Source organism: Moraxella sp. CTOTU47724, assembly GCF_032014955.1.
Lineage (GTDB): Bacteria > Pseudomonadota > Gammaproteobacteria > Pseudomonadales > Moraxellaceae > Faucicola > Faucicola tetraodonis.
The window spans coordinates 60,261-79,823 of sequence record NZ_DALZSV010000006.1 but is presented as its reverse complement, the minus strand read 5'-3'; the positions used below and the strand labels follow the sequence as shown (position 1 = coordinate 79,823).

The following is a 19,563-nucleotide window of genomic DNA, read 5'->3' as shown; positions in this document are numbered from 1 at the left end:
CCCAATGGCATGCTTGCAATTGTGCCGCATTTGGGAACATGGGAAATCATGAATGCGTGGCTCAACCAGTTTGGTGCACCCACCATCATGTATAAACCCGTGAAAGGTGAACAAGCCAATCAGTTTGTGCTACAAGGGCGTCAGCGCCTAAACGCAACTTTGGTACCAACCGATGCGACTGGGGTCAAAGCGATTTTTAAAACCTTAAAAGCAGGCGGTTTTAGTATCATATTGCCTGACCATGTCCCTGACCCATCTGGCGGTGAAGTGGTGCCTTTTTTTGGTATTCCGACATTGACCAGTACCCTTGCTAGCAAATTAGCCAGTAAAACCAAATGTAGCTTGGTAGGTTTGACCTGTGTACGCCGTGACGATGGACAAGGCTTTGATATTTATTGTGATGAGTTAACTGACCCCGCCTTGTATGACAAAAACATGGTGACAGCGACAACCGCGATGAACCACGCAATCGAGCGGATGATTGACCGTTTCCCCAGTCAATACATGTGGGGCTATAAGCGCTTTAAACGTGTGCCAGGATTTCCGGTTATTTATAATGCAGAGCCATCCATCGCAGTAGCGGTTCGCCAGCGTTATCCAAAACTTAGCAATCATGATATTATCAATTCACTTACTTAATATGATAATCATTGACTTATGACTTTACCAAATTATACTTCAGCGCCTACTTTGCCTGATGAAAACCGTTACATTATTTGTATGAAATGGGGCACCAAATATGGTGCTGAGTACGTTAATCGCCTGTACAATATGGTAAACAGACATTTGACGTTGCCCTTTCAAATGGTATGTTTGACCGATGATAGCACAGGGATAGATGCCAACGTCAAATGCTACTCAATTCCTGAGCTCAATTTACCCAGTAATATTCCTGAACGTGGCTGGAAAAAACTGACCACCTTTAGCCCTGAATTATATGATTTAAAAGGCACGGCGTTATTTTTGGATATTGATATTGTGATTGTCGATAATATTGATTGCTTTTTTACGTATCAAGCGCAGCACGATGACAGTGTGGTGATTATCCGTGATTGGAAAAAACCGTGGCGTATGGTGGGTAATTCATCAGTGTATCGCTTTAAAGTCGGACAACATACTTATCCGAATTTGTTATCAAATTTTGAGCAAAATTTTGACACGATTCGTAGCCAAGTACGCCATGAGCAAGCTTACCTATCCAATTATTTGCGTGAGCATCATCACCTTGAATATTGGGATGCGTCTTGGTGCGTGAGCTTTAAATACCAATGTGTGCAGCCATTTCCCTTAAGTTTTGTCAAACCGCCTATTCTGCCCAAAAATGCTAAAATAGTCATTTTTCATGGTGAAGTGAATCCGCCTGATGCCATCATGGGTAAAAGCGGTAAGTGGTATCGTAAGGTATTACCAACCAACTGGATTAGGGATTATTGGCGATGAGTGTTTCCTCAATAAAAAAGCCCACAGGCTGGAAACGCAAAGCAACTTTGTTATTTAAAAGTGAAAAAATCTTAGGTGCAGAGCCGATTTTTGCCTATTTCACGCATTTGTCGTTGGCGACCATGAAAGACACGCTGATCACGCCCGATTTGCAGATTTTTGACAGTGAGATTACGGTTAATGCGAGTGAGCCGAAACGGTTTAAGGATTTGCACAGTCATTTTACAAATTTACAACATGAATTTTTAGGGCAACCTTTACTGTGCTTGTACCATGCGGTATTGGTTGTATTGTTACGCCGAAAGTTTGATAGCGTAAACGTTTTTCAGGCGTTTGAACAGCTTTGGCAGTCGGAACAAGATTTTTTATGGCATAACTTATCCTTGCGATGGTTAGTATCTTCAGCGGATACCTTTGTGGATTTTAGCCCCAATCCTACTCGCCAAGCGATTTTTTTAAATATACCAACTTTAATCAATACCTTAAAAGTGTATGAAACAAAACTGGATTTGCTAACGGATAATAGTTTACCAAATCCCGATAAAGTCCAGGCTTATCAGCAAAAACATTTAGCCTTATATGACGGATTGCGTCATTTTCGACTTGGTACGGACGACACCTTGCACAATATGCGACAACGGTATGAAAAATTTGCTAACGTCGATAAATTTGCCGCTGACTTTTTGCTAACGGTTTTTGACCGTTTGCAAGCGGGTGAAACGGCGTTTGCTCTGATGCGACAGTATCATGAATCTGATTGGTGCGTGGGGGCAACGCGTGGCAAATAATCAATTCAAGCTACCTAATAATATTAATATTGCTATTGTCGATAGCGAATTTGACAATACTTACCTCACCCTACCGCCACAAAAATCGGTAAATATTCTTGCCTCTGGCTCAAGTATTCATTCAGCCAATTTAAATAAAATTAGCCAACAACCGTGTATCTTTGTGAATGGCAGCATTGAATTGATGGAGACATACGATTTTCAACAGCCCGTTGCCTATGTGATAACCGACCCCCGTTTTATTCGCCATAATTTGGCAATTTTGCAAAACCGTTATCATGGGCAATGTCCGCTTTATATCACCCAAACGGTGTTAGAAAAATTGGCAGATACTGACCGCAATTTGATTAAAAAATACGTTCAACATTTACGCCTGATTTATTCGGTGGAACGCCCGATTCGCCAACCCTCAAAGCATTTTTTGGCGAAATTTTTTAGAAAAAATAATAAACGTCTGCTGATGGATTTTGCTAACCATCCGCAGTTTGTGATTGAGGGACACGGCGATACCACGATTGGTGTAAGTTTGGATATTAGTCACGGCTTTGTCGAGGCAGGGACAGTGGCGTTTGTGGCGACGCAGTTAGCGTACCGTTTGGGCTTTAGCGAGATACATTTATATGGGATTGATTTAATCAACGCCCACGAACCCCGTTTTTATGAAAATGTACAAAACTCTGCCCCCAGTAAACTTGCCCCTGCCATTTATAACCGTATTGTGCCGTCGTTTGATTTATTGGCAAGCGTTTATCAACAGCAGGGCGTCATGGTTTATAATCATTCGCCTGTTTCTAAAGATTTGTTTAAAAATTTACCCTTTTTTGATTAACACTATTTTCTGAGTTTTTCTATGTCATTGACTTATCAACAGCTTAACAGCCCCGATAAATTTATTGTAGTGTGTTTTTTTACCCCCAATTATCACGACCATGCCTTACGCTTAAGAGGCACGTTGGATAAATTTCATCTCAATTATTATTTTGAGGAAGTGGCAGACGCAGGGTTTTGGGAAGCCAATACACGACTAAAGCCCATTTTTATTTTACGCTGTCTGCAAAATTTCCCTGATTACGGCATTTTATATTTGGATGCTGATGCAGGCGTGGTAAAACCGCTCAATTATTTTAACGAATTGGCAGAAAAAGACATCGATGTGGCATTTTATTACACTCGTGGTTTGCCGAATATGTCGCATGATTATTTGGCAAGTACGCTGTATTTTAACAACACGCACGCCTCGCACGCCCTTGTTCAGCAATGGATTGCCGAGCAAGTTGGCGGCAAACGCACACAAGTGGATCAAGATAGTCTTGACAGTGCGATGGCAAAGTTTAAAGGCAAAATCAAAGTGGAACCACTCAATGCGGGTTACATTAAGATTTTTGATAAAGATTATGACGGTGAGGTGTATATTGAGCAATACCAAGCCAGCCGTGAACAGCCGAAACTGCGCCGGCAACTTATTCGTAAAAGAAACCGTGCAATTGGTATAATCATAATGATTATTTTGGTATTAATTACCTATTATTCAATAAAGTAATCTATCTAAAGGTAATATTTGTCATATATAAAGGTTTTGCCCAACGTTGAATCTCATTACTAAGACGTTAGAGACTGGTTTTTTCTTTCTTGATTTCAGTTCCTCGTTCTTTTCTTAAGTCACTAGATATCAAAGCTTGATTAGCAGTGGTAGCAATTTTTTTGGCTTGAATAACAATAGCTGGTAATATTTGATAGGTAATAATGTTTTTTGGATATTTTTTGACATCAAATAATAAAATATCAATCGCTTCTAGCTGTGATAACCCTCGCACAAATGTCAATAATTGTGTGGCTCCAACTTTTGACAATATATATCCTGCGGCATTAATATGACGAGAGCGTAATTCATACACCCTATGTGTATTAGAATATAGAAACTCACTTGGTTTAGCAAGATATGCTCTGCGACTAGTTTTTTCTAGTTTTACAAAATCCATCTGATGATTTTTTAGCCAGTCAATTTGAGTAAGTAGTTTTTGGCTACTTTCACCTAGTATAATATCATCTTCAAAAATTCCTATATAATATAAGTTTTCATCAAGACAACGTTGCCATAAGCTGACATGACTTAATAAGCACGCCATCTCACCTGCGGTACAATGCGATGTGTCTGCTATCAACCCTAACTGTTGATAAACGCTGTCCGTATCAATCGGGGTAACTGCTTTAAAAAATGTAAAAGGTATGTTTTTCTTGCCAAACTCTTGCTGAGTATGGGCTTGACGTTCAGTGTTGGTGGCGACATTAATGACGTAGTTTTTTAGCATAAGTTACGTTTCCGACAAGCTATTTACCTTTAAGCTTACTGATAAAGTTTTTATACCATACTCGTTTTTTGGGTGGTTTTACCATTTTCTCAGGAGTACTAAAGCTAGTTGAACAATGAAAATTTGTGGTACTAAAAGTTTGATTTATCACTTCATCTACCCGTTTAACAAACAATTCAACATTTTTGGCATTTCGACTTTGAAATAAATGATACACGCTGTCATGAAATACCGTGCCAATCCCATAATAGCCATATGAACCTAGTAACCACACGCCATTTGGGGGTGAGGCTTCATAATAAGTAGGGTATAATGTACGATAGCGAATGCCAATTTCTTCTGCTTTATAAGATAGTTCTTCTGCCACATCAGCTCGATGGGTCGGCATAAATGACGGTTTTCCAAGCTTCGCATAGCAGGGAGGCGTGATAAAAAAGAACGCGGGTGAAGCAAATATGTGGCTGGCTGGGTGCTTGTGGTTCGACACTTGCGCACAACCCACAAAGGTATCATACTCATAGACATATTGTGCAGTTTGTAACACTATATCAGGCGTTAAGGGTATCACATCAGGCTCAATAATACCGATAACTTTTCTCGTCGATTGACTAACCACTCGGGTAAGCCATTCACCATGGGGAATATTTTCTTGAGTGTACTGTACATTTAATCCATAAAATGCCATGAGCTTTTTGTGACTGGCGAGAATGTCTGGGTTAAAGTTATCCCAATGAAAAGAGTGAAGCTCTACATCTGCTAAACTTAAAATTGTCATATCGCTCTTATTTACCTAATCAAAGAATTAAGATTTTTGAAAAATTGATTGTAACCAACTTGAGACCTTTGGTGTACGAGTAATGACATTGCCCTTATAGCGTTTATGCTTTTTTTTCGGAAACTCGCCAAACGGCGTAGTGCGATAGTTTTCAATACTATAGCCCGCTTGTATTGCCTCTTGATAATAGGTATCGAAAAGCTCAACCAAATCTTGACGAGGGTGCGGCAAAATCTGCCCATCAAACCAATGCGTTTTGCCCTCGGCTTGTAAGCGCGGTAAGGAATATTTATGGCTAAACTGCGTTCCCATGTCCGAATAATGCAAAATCCGAATATCCTCAATCGCTAAATCTTCGCCATCCACACAATTAAAGCTGTCTTGGTAGAGCTGTATGAGTTGCGGATTGGCTTTAAATTTTGCCATCATTTTGCTATGGCTCTCAGGATCGGCTTGTAGCTGGACTATAGGCTCAAGATAATCCTTGGCTTTTTGGCAATCCCATACGCAGGTGCACAGTCGCATCAAATCGCCATCGCCTTTAGCCGCAAGAATCGCCTCATCGGATATCGGGTGCTGCCACAATTTAGCGATATCGTCCAACATCACCATATCGGCATCCATATAAATCGCCCGTCCGCTAAAGCCACAATACTCAGGGATTGCCCAACGAAAGCCCGAAAACGGGGTCGCCCACTTTTCGGTATGCCAGCCCTCGCCTGTTTGCGGATTGGAATACCATACGCTGCTTGGGTCACGGCTTAACTGCATCCAGATAATCTCGACAGGCTCGCTGGTATGTTTGTGCAAGCTATAATCTAGCACCATCATCTGCTCAAGGTCGCTGTTATTAGGGTCACAGCCGATAAAAATTTTGATAGGTTGGTCTAAGTTCGCCATAGTTTATCCTCTATTCTCGCCAATGCGTTGCCACCCAATCAGTCGGCAAAATAAAATGGCGTAAATGCGAAATCGGTTTTTTGATTTTTTCAGCGGTGAATAATTGCGCCAAATGGTCTTTGGCAGTATCGGCAGAGTTTTTGTTGTATTGTCCTGCAATCGCATTTTGCGGATACAAATCTCCAGGGAAAATAATAATGCGTGCATCATGGGGCAGTTTTGGCGGGATAAAATAATTTAGCGGAAATGGCTGGCGGCATTTGCGGCGAAAATGCACCACCCACTCTTTGGGAAAAAGCTTAACACCACCTGGGGCATTGCGAGTGACAAAACGCTGCTCAAAGCGATATTTATCCGCCACGCCTTGTGGATCGGCACGGAATTTTTCTAGCAAACTAACCAAACTACCGACTTTAAAGCGAAAACACGAGGTTTGACCTAGCTTCTCTAAAGGGTTACTTGGGTTATAAGATAACACCGTCTGATCGTCATCGCCAAAACTAAAAAAGTCGTCAAGGCTACCCACTATGACTACATCAAGATCTAAAAACAATACCGTTCCTGTGACATTGCCAAGCTGTGCATTCCAAAGCCGTGACTTAGGCCATTTACCAAGGGTATTGGTAGGCATCACAATATCACTGGGCGGCAAATCCTGACATTCTACTTCAGGACGGATGCCATCGGTATTGTCGGTAAAACAGACAAAGCGAAACGGCGGGTTGATATTACGGCTTACCATTCCATAGAGTTTATTAACGTAATCTGCGCCATATTTGGTGCCCCATTTGATACAAATAATTTGTTTAAGCGGGGTGGTTGCACTCGATGTTGTCATGTCACTTCCAAAGTACCGATAATTTTTCAAAAAATAAGGATAGTCATTTTAACATAACTATCCTTTTATTTTCACTTATCTACAATTTTACCGATTATTCATCCACGTAGCTGAGCCAGTGCGCGTATTTATCATTTTTGCCTTGCACCACGTCAAAAAATAGACTTTGCAGTTTTTCGGTGATTTCACCACGCGCGCCGCAGCCAATGACGTGGTCATCATATTCACGAATTGGGGTAATCTCAGCAGCAGTACCTGTCATAAAGATTTCGTCCGCGATATAAAATTCATCACGGGTGATTCTACGCTCATGCACTTTAATGCCCAAGTCCTGTGCAAACTGTATCACCGTGCGACGGGTAATGCCATCCAATGCACCCCCTGACAAATCTGGAGTATGCAGTTCACCATCTTTGACCAAAAATAAGTTTTCCCCTGAGCCTTGACAAACATAGCCTTGGGTATCCATCAATACCGCTTCATCATAGCCATGACGGGTAACTTCTTGATTTGACATGATAGATACTGGGTAGTTGCTGACGGCTTTGGCTTTACACATGGTGACGTTTGGGTGGTGATGAGTAAAACTTGAGGTTTTTACCCGGATGCCTTTTGCCATGCCTTCTTCACCCAGATAAGCGCCCCAAACCCAAGCGGCAACGATGGTGTGAATGCTATTATCTTTGGCAGCGATACCCAATTTTTCAGAACCGACCCAAATCAATGGGCGAAGGTATGCCGATTCAAGGTTATTTTCACGTACCACGGCTTTTTGTGCTTGTAATACTTCTTCATACGAATAGGGTACAGCAAGCTGGAAAATTTTAGCTGAATTTAGCAGGCGCTGGGTATGATCTTCTAGACGAAAAATCGCCGTGCGTCCATCATGGGTTTTGTAGGCTCGAACCCCCTCAAATACGCCCATCCCGTAGTGGAGTGTATGGGTTAATACGTGGATTTTGGCATCACGCCAGTCTACCATGTTGCCGTCCATCCAGATAAAACCATCACGGTCTGCCATGCTGGGAATTGTTGCCATTGATTACTCCTAGTGTTTTGTTTGAAATTAAAAGTGCTTTGTTTAAATAAAAAGTTTTTGTTTGAAATAAAAATTGAGGTTACATCTATTCTGGACGCTGCCCGATTAAACGATGCCATTGCGCATCAACAAAATTACGCAGCTCATGCCACTGGGCTTCATCCACCAGTATTGGCTGCTCTGCCAAAGCCAAGCGATGCGTCATACTGCGGATGCGAAGATAAGCGTGCGTTAGCTGTTGGCATATTTCGGTTTCGATAATACCTGTTTTGGCAAGCGCTTCAAAGATACGCACATTGTCACTCCAAACTGCCAACGCAGGATAACTATTGGCATACGCCAAGACAGCAAACTGGGCAATAAATTCAATATCAACCAATCCGCCTGCATCTTGTTTCAGATGAAACAACCCTTGCTGCTTGGTATGCGGTTTGCTGCCCAAATGGTCTTGCATCTTATGCCGCATGGTGGACACTTCGATACGGACACTATCTTTATCGCGCGGCAGACACAATACTTCTTTACGAATTTGGTCAAATCGCGTCATCACCCGGCTATCGCCACAAATGGCACGAGCGCGAACCAACGCTTGGTGTTCCCACGCCCAAGCTTTGTGCATTTGGTAAAGTTCAAACGCATGGGTAGATACCACCATCATACCCGCTTGACCCGAAGGACGCAGGCGCATGTCAATCTCATAGACACGACCATCGCGCGTTTGGGTGGTCAAATAATTCATCAGTTTTTGGGCAAGGCGTGCGGCAAACTTCATACCGCTGATGGGTTTTTCACCGAGCGTCATCGCTTCTTCATCAATGTCATGAATAAACACAAGATCAAGATCTGAGCTATAACTCATCTCAAGCCCGCCAAGCTTACCATAACCGATAATCGCAAAGCCATTATGCGCCTCACTCACAGGCTCGCCTTGGGCATTGACAGGATAGCCATGTTTTTTTACCAATTCACCAAATACCCGTTGCAACGCTTTTTCAAGCACCACTTCAGCGATAAAGGTGAGTGAATCAGAGACTTTCATCAACGGTCTATCCGCCAACACATCACTCGCCGCCACTGCCAGGACTTGGGTTTTTTTGAAAAAGCGAAAGGCGTTGAGTAGCCCTTCTTCATCATTAGGCTCTACCCGTAACAACTGCTGACGCAGAATGTCACTAAGTTCTGCCTTATCAGGTAAATGACGGTATTTTTCACGGATAAATGAATCTAGCAAAACAGGATAACTTACCAATTCGCTCGCAATCCAAGGGCTGGCTGCCAGCATGGGAATCAATTTGGCGGCTGCCGTTGGGTTTTCGGCAAACATGACCAAATAAATTGACCGACGACTTACTGCCTCTAGCAGTGTCAACATTCTAGGTAACGCCACATTGATTGCATCTTCGCTTAAATCAGAATGTAACAACCCATTGATTAGAATCGGATAAGCAGCATTTAAGCGAGTCTTGGCTTCTTCACTAAGCCCTGTGATGAGCTTGCTTTGCCAAAACTGGCTTAATTTATCTTTATTCTCAGCGCTTAATTTTTGCTCAAGCTCAGATAAATTGTGCTGATGATCCACTTGCAGTTGTTCATCAGACTGTTGGCGATCACTGACCAGCTCGTCAAAAGGTATTTTGACCATTTGGCGGTATTCATTGAGTTTGGCTAACAAAGCCGCCCAATCGGCAAACCCCAACACTTGGGCAAGCTGATGTCGCTGCATGGCGTCTTGGGGTAGTCGCTGGGTTTGTTCATCATTGATGGCTTGGATGCCATGCTCCAATCTGCGTAAAAAACGATAGGCTTGTGCCAATTGCTCATAGGTCACCGCATCGATAAAACCATGTTTTTCTAGTTGGCTCATCGCTTGTAGGCAGTTTTTTACTTTGATATCACTGACACGCCCGCCATAAATCAACTGAAACGACTGCACGATAAACTCAATATCACGGATACCACCTGCCCCAAGCTTGACATTGTCCGTATCTTGACGTTGTTCAACTTGGTTTTGAATCAGCGATTTCATCTCACGTAGTGCGGCAAAGGCACTATAATCAACATAATAACGAAATACAAACGGCTTGATAAGGGCTGTTAAGCTATCGCTAAAGGCGACAGGGTTGACGATTCTGGCTTTTAGCCAAGCAAATCGTTCCCACGCCCGTCCATGTTGGGCAAAATATTTTTCCAGTGCCGATAAATGAATTGCCAAATCACTGCCATCCCCCCAAGGACGAAGGCGCATATCAATGCGAAATACAAAACCATCTTGGGTGTTTTTATCAAGCAGATTAATGATGCCTTGACCCCATTTGGTAAAAAATTTCTTGTTATCGATGGATTTAGCAGCTTTTGACCCTGGTGGTTTTAATGGGTCAACCACCGTCTCACCTTGCCCCTGATGGACAAAAATCAAATCGATATCGCTTGATAAGTTGAGCTCTTCTGCGCCCATTTTACCCATGGCGATGATGGCTAAATCATCCTTATGTGGTTTATTTTTTTCATCAAAAAAATACGGCTCGCCATAGCGACTGATTAAATCTTGATACACATAGTCTTTGGCAAAGATGAGACAATAATCGGCAAATTTTGATAGCTCCCATGTCAGCTGCTCTAGACTAATCAGATTTAATGCATCTTGCCAAATCCAGCGCACCATCAACAAATTGCGTAGATGACGCAGCCCGCGCATCACGCTTGCTTCATCCGCCAATTGGTAATCTTCATCCAGCGTATAATCGCGTATTAAATCTTTGATATGTTGGACATCGAGCGTTTGGGTAAGCGGATAGCTTTTTAAAAAGCTTTGTGCAACGTTTGTTTTAGTCTGCCAATACTGATAGCCAAAATTACTCGCTTGCTGTAATACAGCGATTTGTTCTATCGTCGGTAAGAGTTGCGGCATTCTAATTTCCGTGTGGCAAATAAATAAACAGACTAAATAAACAGACCCACCTCATCGTGGTATATATAATAAGTACTAAGCATTCACGCTTGCGTATCGATACAATCAATCTTGTCCAATCAAGTTTGTACAATTAAGCCAACTTTGTACCATCAGGAAAGAAATTTAGCAATTAGCCTTGATTAAGTGCGGTTGATACAGGGTATTTTGCTCAACCTTACATTGCTTAAAGTTATCCTTATAGCCTAGCACAAACCGCTATTGTTGCAAATTTTTTTAGCACACAAACTTATAAATACTCGTTTGCGCGTAGCAAAATGTTTGTCATAGAAATAAAAACGTAAAAAATATTGGTAGTTATCAAATTTTCATATATGATGAAAAAAACAAGGAAGTAAAAGTCAATAAATTTATGTGAATATTGGGTCTATAGATTTTTTGTGAGCCTGATATCAATCACGTGTGACTGATTTTTTAGCCGCATGTGCATGTAAAAAAACCAACACATTTATTTTATAAACTATTTAAATCATTGAATTTTTTTATTACAACCAACAATCACAACAAACAAGGAGCGTACTGTGATGACAACGGACAACCCAACTGCAAACAAAAAAATTGCCCTCGTAACAGGTGCGCTAGGTGGTATTGGCACCGCTATTTGTCATGCGCTAATCCAAGCTGGCTATCACATCATTGCAACCTACACCCATAAAGCAGATAGCACGGTCAACCGCGGCGAAGCTTGGTTAGAAGAAGAAGGCTTGAATGCCAGCGATTTCACCTTTATTGAAACCAATCTCACTGACCATGAAGCCGCCACCAAAGCCATTCTCGATGCAATTGAAAAAGCAGGTCACATTGATGTGTTGGTAAATAACGCAGGTATCACCCGTGATACGACTTTCAAAAAAATGACTTATGAGCAATGGTCAGAGGTGATTGATACTAACTTAAAATCACTATTCACGGTCACCCAACCCGTCTTTAACAAAATGCTTGAGCAAAAATCTGGGCGTATTGTGAGTATCAGCTCAATTAATGGCTTAAAAGGTCAGTTTGGTCAAACCAACTACTCAGCCACCAAGGCGGGTATCATCGGCTTTAGTAAAGCGTTGGCACAAGAAGGCGCTAAATCTGGGGTGACCGTTAACGTGGTTGCACCGGGTTATACGGGTACTAAAATGGTGATGGCGGTGCCTGAAAAAGTAATGGAGAGCATCAAAGCAGGCATTCCAATGGGTCGTATCGCCCAACCTGAAGAGATTGCCGCTGCCGTGGTGTATTTGGTCAGCGATGGCGCTGCTTATATCACAGGTGAGACCATCAACGTAAATGGTGGTCAATACATGCACTAATGAGCTTGCCATCAAGCTTGCCATTAGCGGTTATAAACTAAATCGGTTATGAACTAAAAAAGACCCGTCATCGTGACTTGGTCTTTTTTGTGGTATGACGACATTGCTGATAACCGTTAACTTGCTGGTAACTTACTTGGCTGTTAATTTTTTTACGCCATCTGCCGTTGCCATCAGCAAGATATCAGCGCGCTGTGCGCTAAATAACCCATTACACACCACCCCAACGATATTGTTTAACTTTGCTTCAAACGCTGCTACCTTCTCAATGTCCAAGCCGATATCTAAGCCATAAATATCTAAAATCAAATTGCCATAATCGGTGACAAATCCTTCACGGTAGACCGGCTCACCGCCAAGCTGCACCAACTCACGCGCCACATATGAGCGCGCTTGCGGCAATACTTCAATCGGTAGTGGAAAGCCAACGCCTAATTGCTGTACCCATTTGCTTTCATCCACCATGCAAATAAACTGCTTAGATGCGGCGGCAACAATTTTTTCACGGGTTAAAGCGCCACCACCGCCTTTGACTAGCTGTAAGTGCTCGTTCACTTCATCGGCACCATCAATATATAAGTCTAACTCACCTGTGAAATTTAAATCCATCACCTCAATACCGAGCGCTTTGAGCTTATCTTCGGTGACCTTTGAGCTTGCCACAGCGCCCTTTAGGTTAACTTTTGGCAATAATTCAATGAGGCAGTTGACGGTACTGCCCGTCCCCACGCCCAAAATCATGCCTGATTCGATATATTTTAACGCGTCTGCTGCCACGGCTTGTTTTTGTTGTTGTTGCGTGCTTGCATTCATCGTACTCATAGACCCAGCCTTGTTAGGAATTTATCAAAAAAACAGATAGAAAACTTAATGCTATCAATTACCCAACTTATTTTACCGTAAAAGCACTTGCAAGCTAAACCCTAAAGTCCTAATCTAATCACTTATTTTTTACTTCTCTAACGATTTGCTTTGTTTTGGTTATGAAAGCACATAGAGGGTAAAAATAAATCTCCAAACGTATTTTTCAAACTTAGGTCATTATTATGTTATCAGATTGGGTACGCCTTATCCTTCAAGCGACCGTGTATGATGCTGCTATTCAAACGCCGCTTGAACCCGCCAAAAAACTCAGTGAACGGTTTAACAACGATATTCGTTTTAAACGTGAAGATTTTCAGCCAGTGTTTTCTTTTAAGCTGCGGGGTGCCTACAATCGAATTAGCCAGTTGAGCGAAGCAGACAAAGCCAAAGGCGTGATTTGTGCCTCTGCCGGCAACCACGCGCAAGGCGTCGCCTTCTCTGCTAGCCGCTTGGGACTCAATAACATTATCGTGATGCCGACCACCACCCCCGATATCAAAGTCAGTGCCGTCAAGTCATTGGGCGGTAATGTGGTGCTATATGGCGATAGTTTTGATGAATCTAACCGCTATGCCATTGAACGCGCCCAAACCGATGGCTTGACCTTTATCCCGCCGTATGACGATGAACTGGTCATCGCAGGTCAAGGTACCATTGCCATGGAGCTAGTACAACAATGGCGTAAAATGGAATATGTGTTTGTTGCGGTTGGTGGCGGTGGCTTAATCTCAGGTGTCGCGGCGTTTTTGGGGGAAGTCGCACCGCATGTCAAAGTCGTGGCGGTCGAGCCAGAAGAAGCAGCCTGTCTCAAAATCGCGCTTGATACCGGTGAACGCAAGCGACTACCCCAAGTGGGGTTGTTTGTCGATGGGGTGGCAGTCGCGCAGCTGGGTGAAATACCGTTTGACGTCTGCCGTATGCCAAAAAGCGATAACTCAGGTCCCGTGGTCGAGCCTGATGTGGTCACTTGTAGCAATGATGAAGTGTGTGCGGCGATTAAAGACGTGTATGATGAAACCCGCACCATCGTCGAGCCTGCAGGCGCGTTGGCGGTCGCAGGCATGAAAAAATACATCGAAGATCATAATCTACAGGGCAAAAACTGTGTGGCGATTTTATGTGGTGCCAACATGAATTTTGATCGGTTACGCTATATCGCTGAACGTACCGAAATTGGTGAGAAAAAAGAAGCGATTTTTGGGGTGACCATTCCTGAGCGCACAGGCGCCTTCTTGGATTTTTGCCGCTCGCTCAAAGGCCGCAACATCACCGAATTTAACTACCGCATCAACACTAACCCCAATTATGCCCATCACGCTGCCAATATTTTTGTCGGTATCGCCCTCAAAGAAGGCGAAAAAGAGCGCAAAGCAATCCACCAGTTACTCAATGAAGCCGATGATGCCGCGATTGATTTGACCGATGATGAAGTTGCCAAGACCCATATTCGCTATTTAATCGGCGGGCACGCGGGATTAAAAGACGAGCAATTATTTCGCATTGAATTTCCCGAGCGTCCTGGCGCGCTGCTCAACTTCCTTGAAAAATTGGGCTCACAGTTTAACATTTCTTTATTCCACTATCGTAATCATGGGGCGGCTGAAGGGCGTATCCTAGCGGGCATTCAAATGGGTGAGCAAACCGCCGAGCAATTACTTGCCAAACTGCAAGACATTGGCTATGAGTGCGAAAACCTCACCGATAACTTAGGCTATCGCTTATTTTTACAATAATTTTTAATGGTTTGGATAAAAAAGGTGTCATTGTGGCGCCTTTTTTTGTGCCAAGTTTTTTATGCCAAGCTATACACAAAATTCGCTAAATTTCAGCACGGTACATAGCAAAAATAGCCATTTTCTGCTAATCTCAATACTTAAAAATTGATAATTTACCTGATAGTTTCACTGATAAATTAATTAAAAAATTCTGCTATAAGACAACCACTATGTCATCAAAAAAACGTTTTTTAAAACTTGCCGGTATGACTGCCAGTATCGCAGGCAAAGCAGCTAAAAATTCTATTAAGTCTTTTGCAGGCTCTGAAGAAGATAAACTCACAGCCCGTAGCGAAATGCTGCAAACCGTAGGGCTGCAAATCGCCGACACCTTAGGCGAAATGAAAGGCGCGGTGATGAAAGTCGGTCAAATTGCCTCGCAGTATAAAGATGTGTTTCCGCCTGAAGTCTCAAAAGCGCTGGAGAAATTACAAAAAGACGCGCCGCCCATGCCGTTTGCCGTCATCAAACAGCAGCTTGAAAAAGAATTGGGGCAACCGATTGACGCGTTGTTTGCCCAGTTTGAGCCATCACCCTTTGCGGCAGCCTCTATCGGTCAAGTCCATAAAGCGGTGTTGCCAACGGGTGAAGCAGTCGTAGTCAAAGTGCAATACCCCGACGTTGATACCAGTATCGATAGTGATTTAAAACACGTTCGCTTGGCGCTTAAGATAACTGGCGTACTCAATATGGATAAAACCTTGCAAGATAAAATCTTTGCAGAAATCCGTGATAGCCTGTATGACGAGCTTGACTACAGCAAAGAAGCCCATAATTTGGCAATTTTTGGCAGTTTCCACAGTGATGATGATGGGCTGATTATTCCCAAAGTTTTTCATAGCCATTCGACCAAACGTATTTTAACCCTATCACAAGAACTGGGTGAAAAGCTCGAAGTTGCTGCAACTTGGGACAATGCCACCAAACAAAAAATCGCCACTCGCTTATTTGATTTTAGTGCCGGTCAATTGTTCAAACTGTATCGTCTGCATTGTGACCCCCATCCAGGTAACTTTGCGTTTCGCCCCGACGGCTCGGTCATTGCCTATGACTTTGGTGGTATCAAATCTTACAGCCATGACGAAGTTGCGTTATTCAAACGCTTTGCCATTCACTGTCTGAGCGGTGATGTGACAGCGCTTGAGCAAGATTTGGTCAGCATTGGCATCAAAAAAAACAATGATGACCCACTGCCCCCAGACTTTTATAAAGATTGGTTGCAGATTGGTTTGACCCCGTATGGTTTTACCCAGTTGTTTGATTTATCCAAACACGCGCCTTATGACTTTGCCACCAGCCAAACCCATTTTCAAGCGATTGCCAAAGCAAAAGAGTCGCTTAAATACTGGCAAAGCTTTCAGCCTGCCCCACTGACCATGATGCTTGATCGAACCATTTCTGGACAGTACTGGAACTTGGTCAATTTAAAAGTAAAAATTGATTTAAGTGAGTTGATACACCGCTATATTGATTTGCCGACCTTGCCACGACCTGATGATTCGCCTCGCCCTTAGGTTTGATTTTAACTTTCAATAACATTTCCTGCGATGACATAGGCGCAACCCCTATCAAAAATCGGGGTTGCTCGTTTATAATAGCGCACGCAAAATTTTAAAAATCAGATTGTTACGTTAGATAGTTAGATAAAGGATACACTCATGGCCGGACATTCCAAGTGGGCAAACATCAAACACCGTAAAGCCAAACAAGATGCGGCAAAAGGTAAAGTCTTTACCAAAATCATTCGTGAGCTGGTCTCCGCTGCCAAACAAGGCGACCCAGACCCAGCAAGTAACCCGCGTTTGCGTGCGGCGGTGGAAAAAGCCAACTCAGTTAATATGACCAAAGACACGGTAAAACGGGCGATTGAACGTGGTGCAGGCGGCGGTGACAATGACAACATGCAAGAAATCACCTATGAAGGCTATGGCTTGGGCGGTGTTGCGGTGATTGTCGAGACCATGACGGATAACCTCAACCGTACCGTTGGCGAAGTGCGTCACGCTTTTAGCAAAAATGGTGGCAATTTGGGTACATCAGGCTCAGTGGCTTATATGTTTAGCAAACGCGGTGAAATTACCTTTGATGATGTGTCGCTAGAAGACACCATCATGGAAGTGGCGCTTGAAGCCGGTGCAACCGATATTGAAAATAATGGTGATAGTATCACAGTGGTCACTGAGCCAGAGAATTTCGGTGAGGTGATGGATGCCTTAGAAAAAGCCGGTTTAAAATCCGACAACGCAGAAGTGACTATGTCTCCTTCAACCATGGCGGATGTCACTGATGTCGAAGATGCTAAAAAAATCATGAAAATGATTGATATGCTTGAAGATTTGGACGATGTACAAGAAGTCTATACCAACGTCAACTTTACTGATGATGTCATGGAACAACTGGGTGATTAAATGAAATTTTTCAGGATAAAAAAGGCTAAATGCAGATTTAGCCTTTTTTATTTAGCAACTTGTAACAATGTTGTGGTGGGATATAAGGTTAAAAACACGCGATTAAATTTACTACCGTGATGCAAGGCTTCATTTGTGTCAAAAATTAATAAGCCCTTTTCTTGCTGTTCATTGGTATGAATCAACAACCATACTTCATCCAACGCTCTTTTTTTGCGGTACGCTTGGACTTTATGCGCTTTTTTGCTCATCACCGCATCAATATCACTTTGATTGATGTAGGAATCAATCGGTAAATCTTCATTTTCATCTGCCATATCGGTAAAAAACGCACTGGGCAACCAACGCATGGTTTTGGCAATACCTTTTTGTAATTTACTACTGAGCGTAGGATGTGGCAAATCACGGGATGGCTCGATAAATTGCTGCGACACATTGACAATCTTTCGGTTATCAATGTTTTGCCAATCGCCCTTGACACCTAATATCTCACCGTGACAATTAAACTGCGTCGGGGTAAATTTGGTTGACACTTGTAGCAGTGACTGCCAATACCAACGTTTTAGCATTAAATTGTCATTACCGAGTCTATCGCGTAGTCTTGGCAAAGTGGTTAATTCGATGCCAATTGCGTATTCACCTTTGCCACAATAAAAAATACAGGTAAAATCTGGCTCATTACCGTCATCCGTACCTGAGATGGTTTTGGCAGGATGTAAATGTAGCATGGCTAAAAAATGCGCCAAATACACCCATTCACGCTGGCGTTTGAGCTGATTTTGTGACATCCGTATGATGCTTGGCGAATTTTTTTTGTTCCCTGCCATTCATTAATTACCCGATTAGCTTATTCAATTGACTCAGCCTAATTTACCTATTCTAAGTTACCTAGCCTATTGTTTCTCTGACTAAAAATATATCAAAAAAAATTTACTTATTTCAACACCTCAGCTTATCAGTTCAATACGTCAAATGCATGACAATAATTTGGACAGTTTTAAAAGCTGTGTGTGTTTTTAGTAATTTATCTGACTATTATGACATTTAGCCTTGTATTTTAAGCTAATAACCTTATATAATTCACAGTTCATTTGGGGATGTTCTGGCTTCGACGCTGGTAATGAAACCCAATGATGCATGTCGAGTGAGTATGTCCACTCGTAAATAAAATATACATTTTAAACTAGTCGCAAACGACGAAACTTACGCTCTAGCAGCCTAAGGGCTGCTTGGGACGGCACAGATTGCCATTGGTCTGGTTGCTCTCCTTGAAGCGAACGCACGATGGATAGCTTAAATTGTTGTCTCGCCAATTTGAGCAAAACTTAAGAGGCTCGTGGTTGGCATCCTGACTGTCGGTTCGCCAACCATTAAAGCCATAGACAGAATCTAAACATGTAGAGTCATGGGCGTAGTGCTGGCGGACGCGGGTTCAACTCCCGCCATCTCCACCATATATAAAAAAGAGAATGCAATAACTTGCATTCTCTTTTTTTTGCATTTTTTATATCCGATTAGCTACTTAAGATATCATTTTTACACAAAATCAACAGGTTAGAAAAACTAGCTAATATAGTTACATAATTTATATGTTTAGCAAAATACATCCGATATTGAAGATTTTGTTTACAATAAAATCTTTGCAATAACATAACTTTGTAATTAGAATACACACCGCTTAAGTGATATTAAACAATATTACTTTGTTTTTACTATGTAAATCACGGGAAATGCCCCTTGATACCTTTAAGCAGTCAGATTATTGACCGCTTTAATTGATAAAAGGAACATCCGATGAAATATATCATTGCCAGTTTGATTGTTACTACTTTAGCCACCCAGCAAGCCAATGCTGATGTTGTTTCATGGTATGGTGGTAAGCATCATGGTCGCACCACGGCATCTGGCGAGAAATTCAATCAAAATGCACTGACTGCCGCCAGCAATGTGCACAAATTAGGTAGCCGGCTCAAAGTTACCAACAAAGCCAACGGCAAAAGTGTAGTGGTACGCGTGACTGACACAGGGGGATTTGGCAAATATGGCCGTACCCTAGATTTGTCAAAAGGTGCTTTTAGTAGAATTGCTAATCTTTCAAACGGCCTTGCTAAAGTCGATATCGTTAGATTATAAATTTATTTTCACTATGTTTTAACGTAAA

The 19,563-nt window shown here is 42.4% G+C and carries 18 protein-coding genes and 1 other RNA gene; 11 read left to right on the top strand and 8 right to left on the bottom strand.

Going from position 1 to position 19,563, the window contains the following annotated elements:
* The 5 genes from RTR63_RS02755 to RTR63_RS02735 form a co-directional block, all read left to right on the top strand.
* On the top strand, nt 1-639 hold a 639-nt coding region (locus tag RTR63_RS02755; protein ID WP_312522532.1), incomplete at its 5' end, for a lysophospholipid acyltransferase family protein.
* 18 nt (nt 640-657) lie between these two features.
* A complete protein-coding gene (locus tag RTR63_RS02750) occupies nt 658-1,440 on the top strand; it encodes a glycosyltransferase (RefSeq protein WP_409418186.1) in 783 nt (260 codons plus the stop codon).
* Complete coding sequence (locus tag RTR63_RS02745) at nt 1,437-2,228, top strand: hypothetical protein (RefSeq protein ID WP_227716741.1); 792 nt, start codon at nt 1,437-1,439, stop codon at nt 2,226-2,228. The genes RTR63_RS02750 and RTR63_RS02745 overlap by 4 nt, the downstream gene beginning before the upstream one ends.
* Nucleotides 2,218-3,057 (top strand): hypothetical protein, encoded by an 840-nt coding sequence (locus RTR63_RS02740; RefSeq protein WP_150114639.1) that lies wholly within the window; start codon nt 2,218-2,220, stop codon nt 3,055-3,057. The genes RTR63_RS02745 and RTR63_RS02740 overlap by 11 nt, the downstream gene beginning before the upstream one ends.
* Nucleotides 3,058-3,078: 21 nt before the next feature.
* Nucleotides 3,079-3,768, top strand: a complete 690-nt coding sequence (locus RTR63_RS02735; protein WP_312522528.1) for a hypothetical protein — start codon at nt 3,079-3,081, stop codon at nt 3,766-3,768.
* Between the two features lie 67 nt (nt 3,769-3,835).
* On the opposite strand, the gene RTR63_RS02730 is transcribed toward RTR63_RS02735, so the two are convergent.
* The 6 genes from RTR63_RS02730 to glnE all read right to left on the bottom strand — a co-directional run bounded on the left by RTR63_RS02730 (nt 3,836) and on the right by glnE (nt 10,997).
* Complete coding sequence (locus tag RTR63_RS02730; protein WP_312522526.1) at nt 3,836-4,537, bottom strand: glycosyltransferase family 25 protein; 702 nt, start codon at nt 4,535-4,537, stop codon at nt 3,836-3,838.
* Nucleotides 4,538-4,556: 19 nt separating this feature from the next.
* Entirely contained in the window at nt 4,557-5,312 is a 756-nt protein-coding gene (locus RTR63_RS02725) for a hypothetical protein (protein WP_203171747.1), read from the bottom strand.
* A gap of 27 nt (nt 5,313-5,339) precedes the next feature.
* On the bottom strand, nt 5,340-6,212 hold the full coding sequence (locus tag RTR63_RS02720; protein ID WP_203171746.1) for a glycosyl transferase: 873 nt from the start codon (nt 6,210-6,212) through the stop codon (nt 5,340-5,342).
* A gap of 10 nt (nt 6,213-6,222) precedes the next feature.
* Nucleotides 6,223-7,050 (bottom strand): glycosyl transferase, encoded by an 828-nt coding sequence (locus RTR63_RS02715; RefSeq protein ID WP_312522524.1) that lies wholly within the window; start codon nt 7,048-7,050, stop codon nt 6,223-6,225.
* A gap of 94 nt (nt 7,051-7,144) precedes the next feature.
* A complete protein-coding gene (locus RTR63_RS02710; RefSeq protein WP_007116868.1) occupies nt 7,145-8,089 on the bottom strand; it encodes a branched-chain amino acid transaminase in 945 nt (314 codons plus the stop codon).
* Nucleotides 8,090-8,174: 85 nt separating this feature from the next.
* Nucleotides 8,175-10,997: a bifunctional [glutamate--ammonia ligase]-adenylyl-L-tyrosine phosphorylase/[glutamate--ammonia-ligase] adenylyltransferase gene (glnE, locus tag RTR63_RS02705; protein ID WP_312522522.1), complete on the bottom strand. Its 2,823-nt coding sequence runs from the start codon at nt 10,995-10,997 to the stop codon at nt 8,175-8,177.
* A 584-nt stretch (nt 10,998-11,581) separates the two neighbouring features.
* Between glnE and phbB the strand changes: the two genes are divergently transcribed.
* On the top strand, nt 11,582-12,355 hold the full coding sequence (phbB, locus tag RTR63_RS02700) for an acetoacetyl-CoA reductase (protein WP_312522520.1): 774 nt from the start codon (nt 11,582-11,584) through the stop codon (nt 12,353-12,355).
* A 132-nt stretch (nt 12,356-12,487) separates the two neighbouring features.
* Here the strand turns inward: phbB and rpiA are convergent, their stop codons facing one another.
* On the bottom strand, nt 12,488-13,177 hold the full coding sequence (gene rpiA, locus RTR63_RS02695; protein ID WP_312522518.1) for a ribose-5-phosphate isomerase RpiA: 690 nt from the start codon (nt 13,175-13,177) through the stop codon (nt 12,488-12,490).
* Nucleotides 13,178-13,401: 224 nt separating this feature from the next.
* On the opposite strand from rpiA, the gene ilvA reads away from it, so the two are divergent.
* The 3 genes from ilvA (at nt 13,402) to RTR63_RS02680 (ending at nt 17,402) form a co-directional block, all read left to right on the top strand.
* Entirely contained in the window at nt 13,402-14,952 is a 1,551-nt protein-coding gene (ilvA, locus tag RTR63_RS02690; RefSeq protein ID WP_219298686.1) for a threonine ammonia-lyase, biosynthetic, read from the top strand.
* A 212-nt stretch (nt 14,953-15,164) separates the two neighbouring features.
* Nucleotides 15,165-16,508 carry an ABC1 kinase family protein gene (locus RTR63_RS02685; RefSeq protein WP_312522515.1) on the top strand — a complete coding sequence of 448 codons (1,344 nt, stop codon included), beginning with the start codon at nt 15,165-15,167 and terminating at the stop codon, nt 16,506-16,508.
* A 144-nt stretch (nt 16,509-16,652) separates the two neighbouring features.
* On the top strand, nt 16,653-17,402 hold the full coding sequence (locus tag RTR63_RS02680; RefSeq protein ID WP_312522514.1) for a YebC/PmpR family DNA-binding transcriptional regulator: 750 nt from the start codon (nt 16,653-16,655) through the stop codon (nt 17,400-17,402).
* 47 nt (nt 17,403-17,449) lie between these two features.
* On the opposite strand, the gene RTR63_RS02675 is transcribed toward RTR63_RS02680, so the two are convergent.
* Nucleotides 17,450-18,190 carry a hypothetical protein gene (locus tag RTR63_RS02675; RefSeq protein ID WP_312522513.1) on the bottom strand — a complete coding sequence of 247 codons (741 nt, stop codon included), beginning with the start codon at nt 18,188-18,190 and terminating at the stop codon, nt 17,450-17,452.
* A gap of 305 nt (nt 18,191-18,495) precedes the next feature.
* On the opposite strand from RTR63_RS02675, the gene ssrA reads away from it, so the two are divergent.
* Together ssrA and RTR63_RS02665 are read left to right on the top strand one after the other, a co-directional pair.
* Nucleotides 18,496-18,856, top strand: a transfer-messenger RNA (tmRNA) gene (gene ssrA, locus RTR63_RS02670).
* A 340-nt stretch (nt 18,857-19,196) separates the two neighbouring features.
* A complete protein-coding gene (locus RTR63_RS02665) occupies nt 19,197-19,535 on the top strand; it encodes a septal ring lytic transglycosylase RlpA family protein (RefSeq protein ID WP_060994898.1) in 339 nt (112 codons plus the stop codon).
* Nucleotides 19,536-19,563 lie beyond the last annotated feature (28 nt).

Excerpts from the sequence above, each read along its gene's own strand:
- RTR63_RS02750 (WP_409418186.1), top strand. The coding sequence starts at position 658 with ATGACTTTACCAAATTATACTTCAGCGCCTACTTTGCCTGATGAAAAC.
- RTR63_RS02745 (WP_227716741.1), top strand. The coding sequence starts at position 1,437 with ATGAGTGTTTCCTCAATAAAAAAGCCCACAGGCTGGAAACGCAAAGCA.
- RTR63_RS02735 (WP_312522528.1), top strand. The coding sequence starts at position 3,079 with ATGTCATTGACTTATCAACAGCTTAACAGCCCCGATAAATTTATTGTA.
- RTR63_RS02730 (WP_312522526.1), bottom strand. The coding sequence starts at position 4,537 with ATGCTAAAAAACTACGTCATTAATGTCGCCACCAACACTGAACGTCAA.
- RTR63_RS02725 (WP_203171747.1), bottom strand. The coding sequence starts at position 5,312 with ATGACAATTTTAAGTTTAGCAGATGTAGAGCTTCACTCTTTTCATTGG.
- RTR63_RS02720 (WP_203171746.1), bottom strand. The coding sequence starts at position 6,212 with ATGGCGAACTTAGACCAACCTATCAAAATTTTTATCGGCTGTGACCCT.
- RTR63_RS02715 (WP_312522524.1), bottom strand. The coding sequence starts at position 7,050 with ATGACAACATCGAGTGCAACCACCCCGCTTAAACAAATTATTTGTATC.
- RTR63_RS02710 (WP_007116868.1), bottom strand. The coding sequence starts at position 8,089 with ATGGCAACAATTCCCAGCATGGCAGACCGTGATGGTTTTATCTGGATG.
- glnE (WP_312522522.1), bottom strand. The coding sequence starts at position 10,997 with ATGCCGCAACTCTTACCGACGATAGAACAAATCGCTGTATTACAGCAA.
- phbB (WP_312522520.1), top strand. The coding sequence starts at position 11,582 with ATGACAACGGACAACCCAACTGCAAACAAAAAAATTGCCCTCGTAACA.
- rpiA (WP_312522518.1), bottom strand. The coding sequence starts at position 13,177 with ATGAGTACGATGAATGCAAGCACGCAACAACAACAAAAACAAGCCGTG.
- ilvA (WP_219298686.1), top strand. The coding sequence starts at position 13,402 with ATGTTATCAGATTGGGTACGCCTTATCCTTCAAGCGACCGTGTATGAT.
- RTR63_RS02685 (WP_312522515.1), top strand. The coding sequence starts at position 15,165 with ATGTCATCAAAAAAACGTTTTTTAAAACTTGCCGGTATGACTGCCAGT.
- RTR63_RS02680 (WP_312522514.1), top strand. The coding sequence starts at position 16,653 with ATGGCCGGACATTCCAAGTGGGCAAACATCAAACACCGTAAAGCCAAA.
- RTR63_RS02675 (WP_312522513.1), bottom strand. The coding sequence starts at position 18,190 with ATGTCACAAAATCAGCTCAAACGCCAGCGTGAATGGGTGTATTTGGCG.
- RTR63_RS02665 (WP_060994898.1), top strand. The coding sequence starts at position 19,197 with ATGAAATATATCATTGCCAGTTTGATTGTTACTACTTTAGCCACCCAG.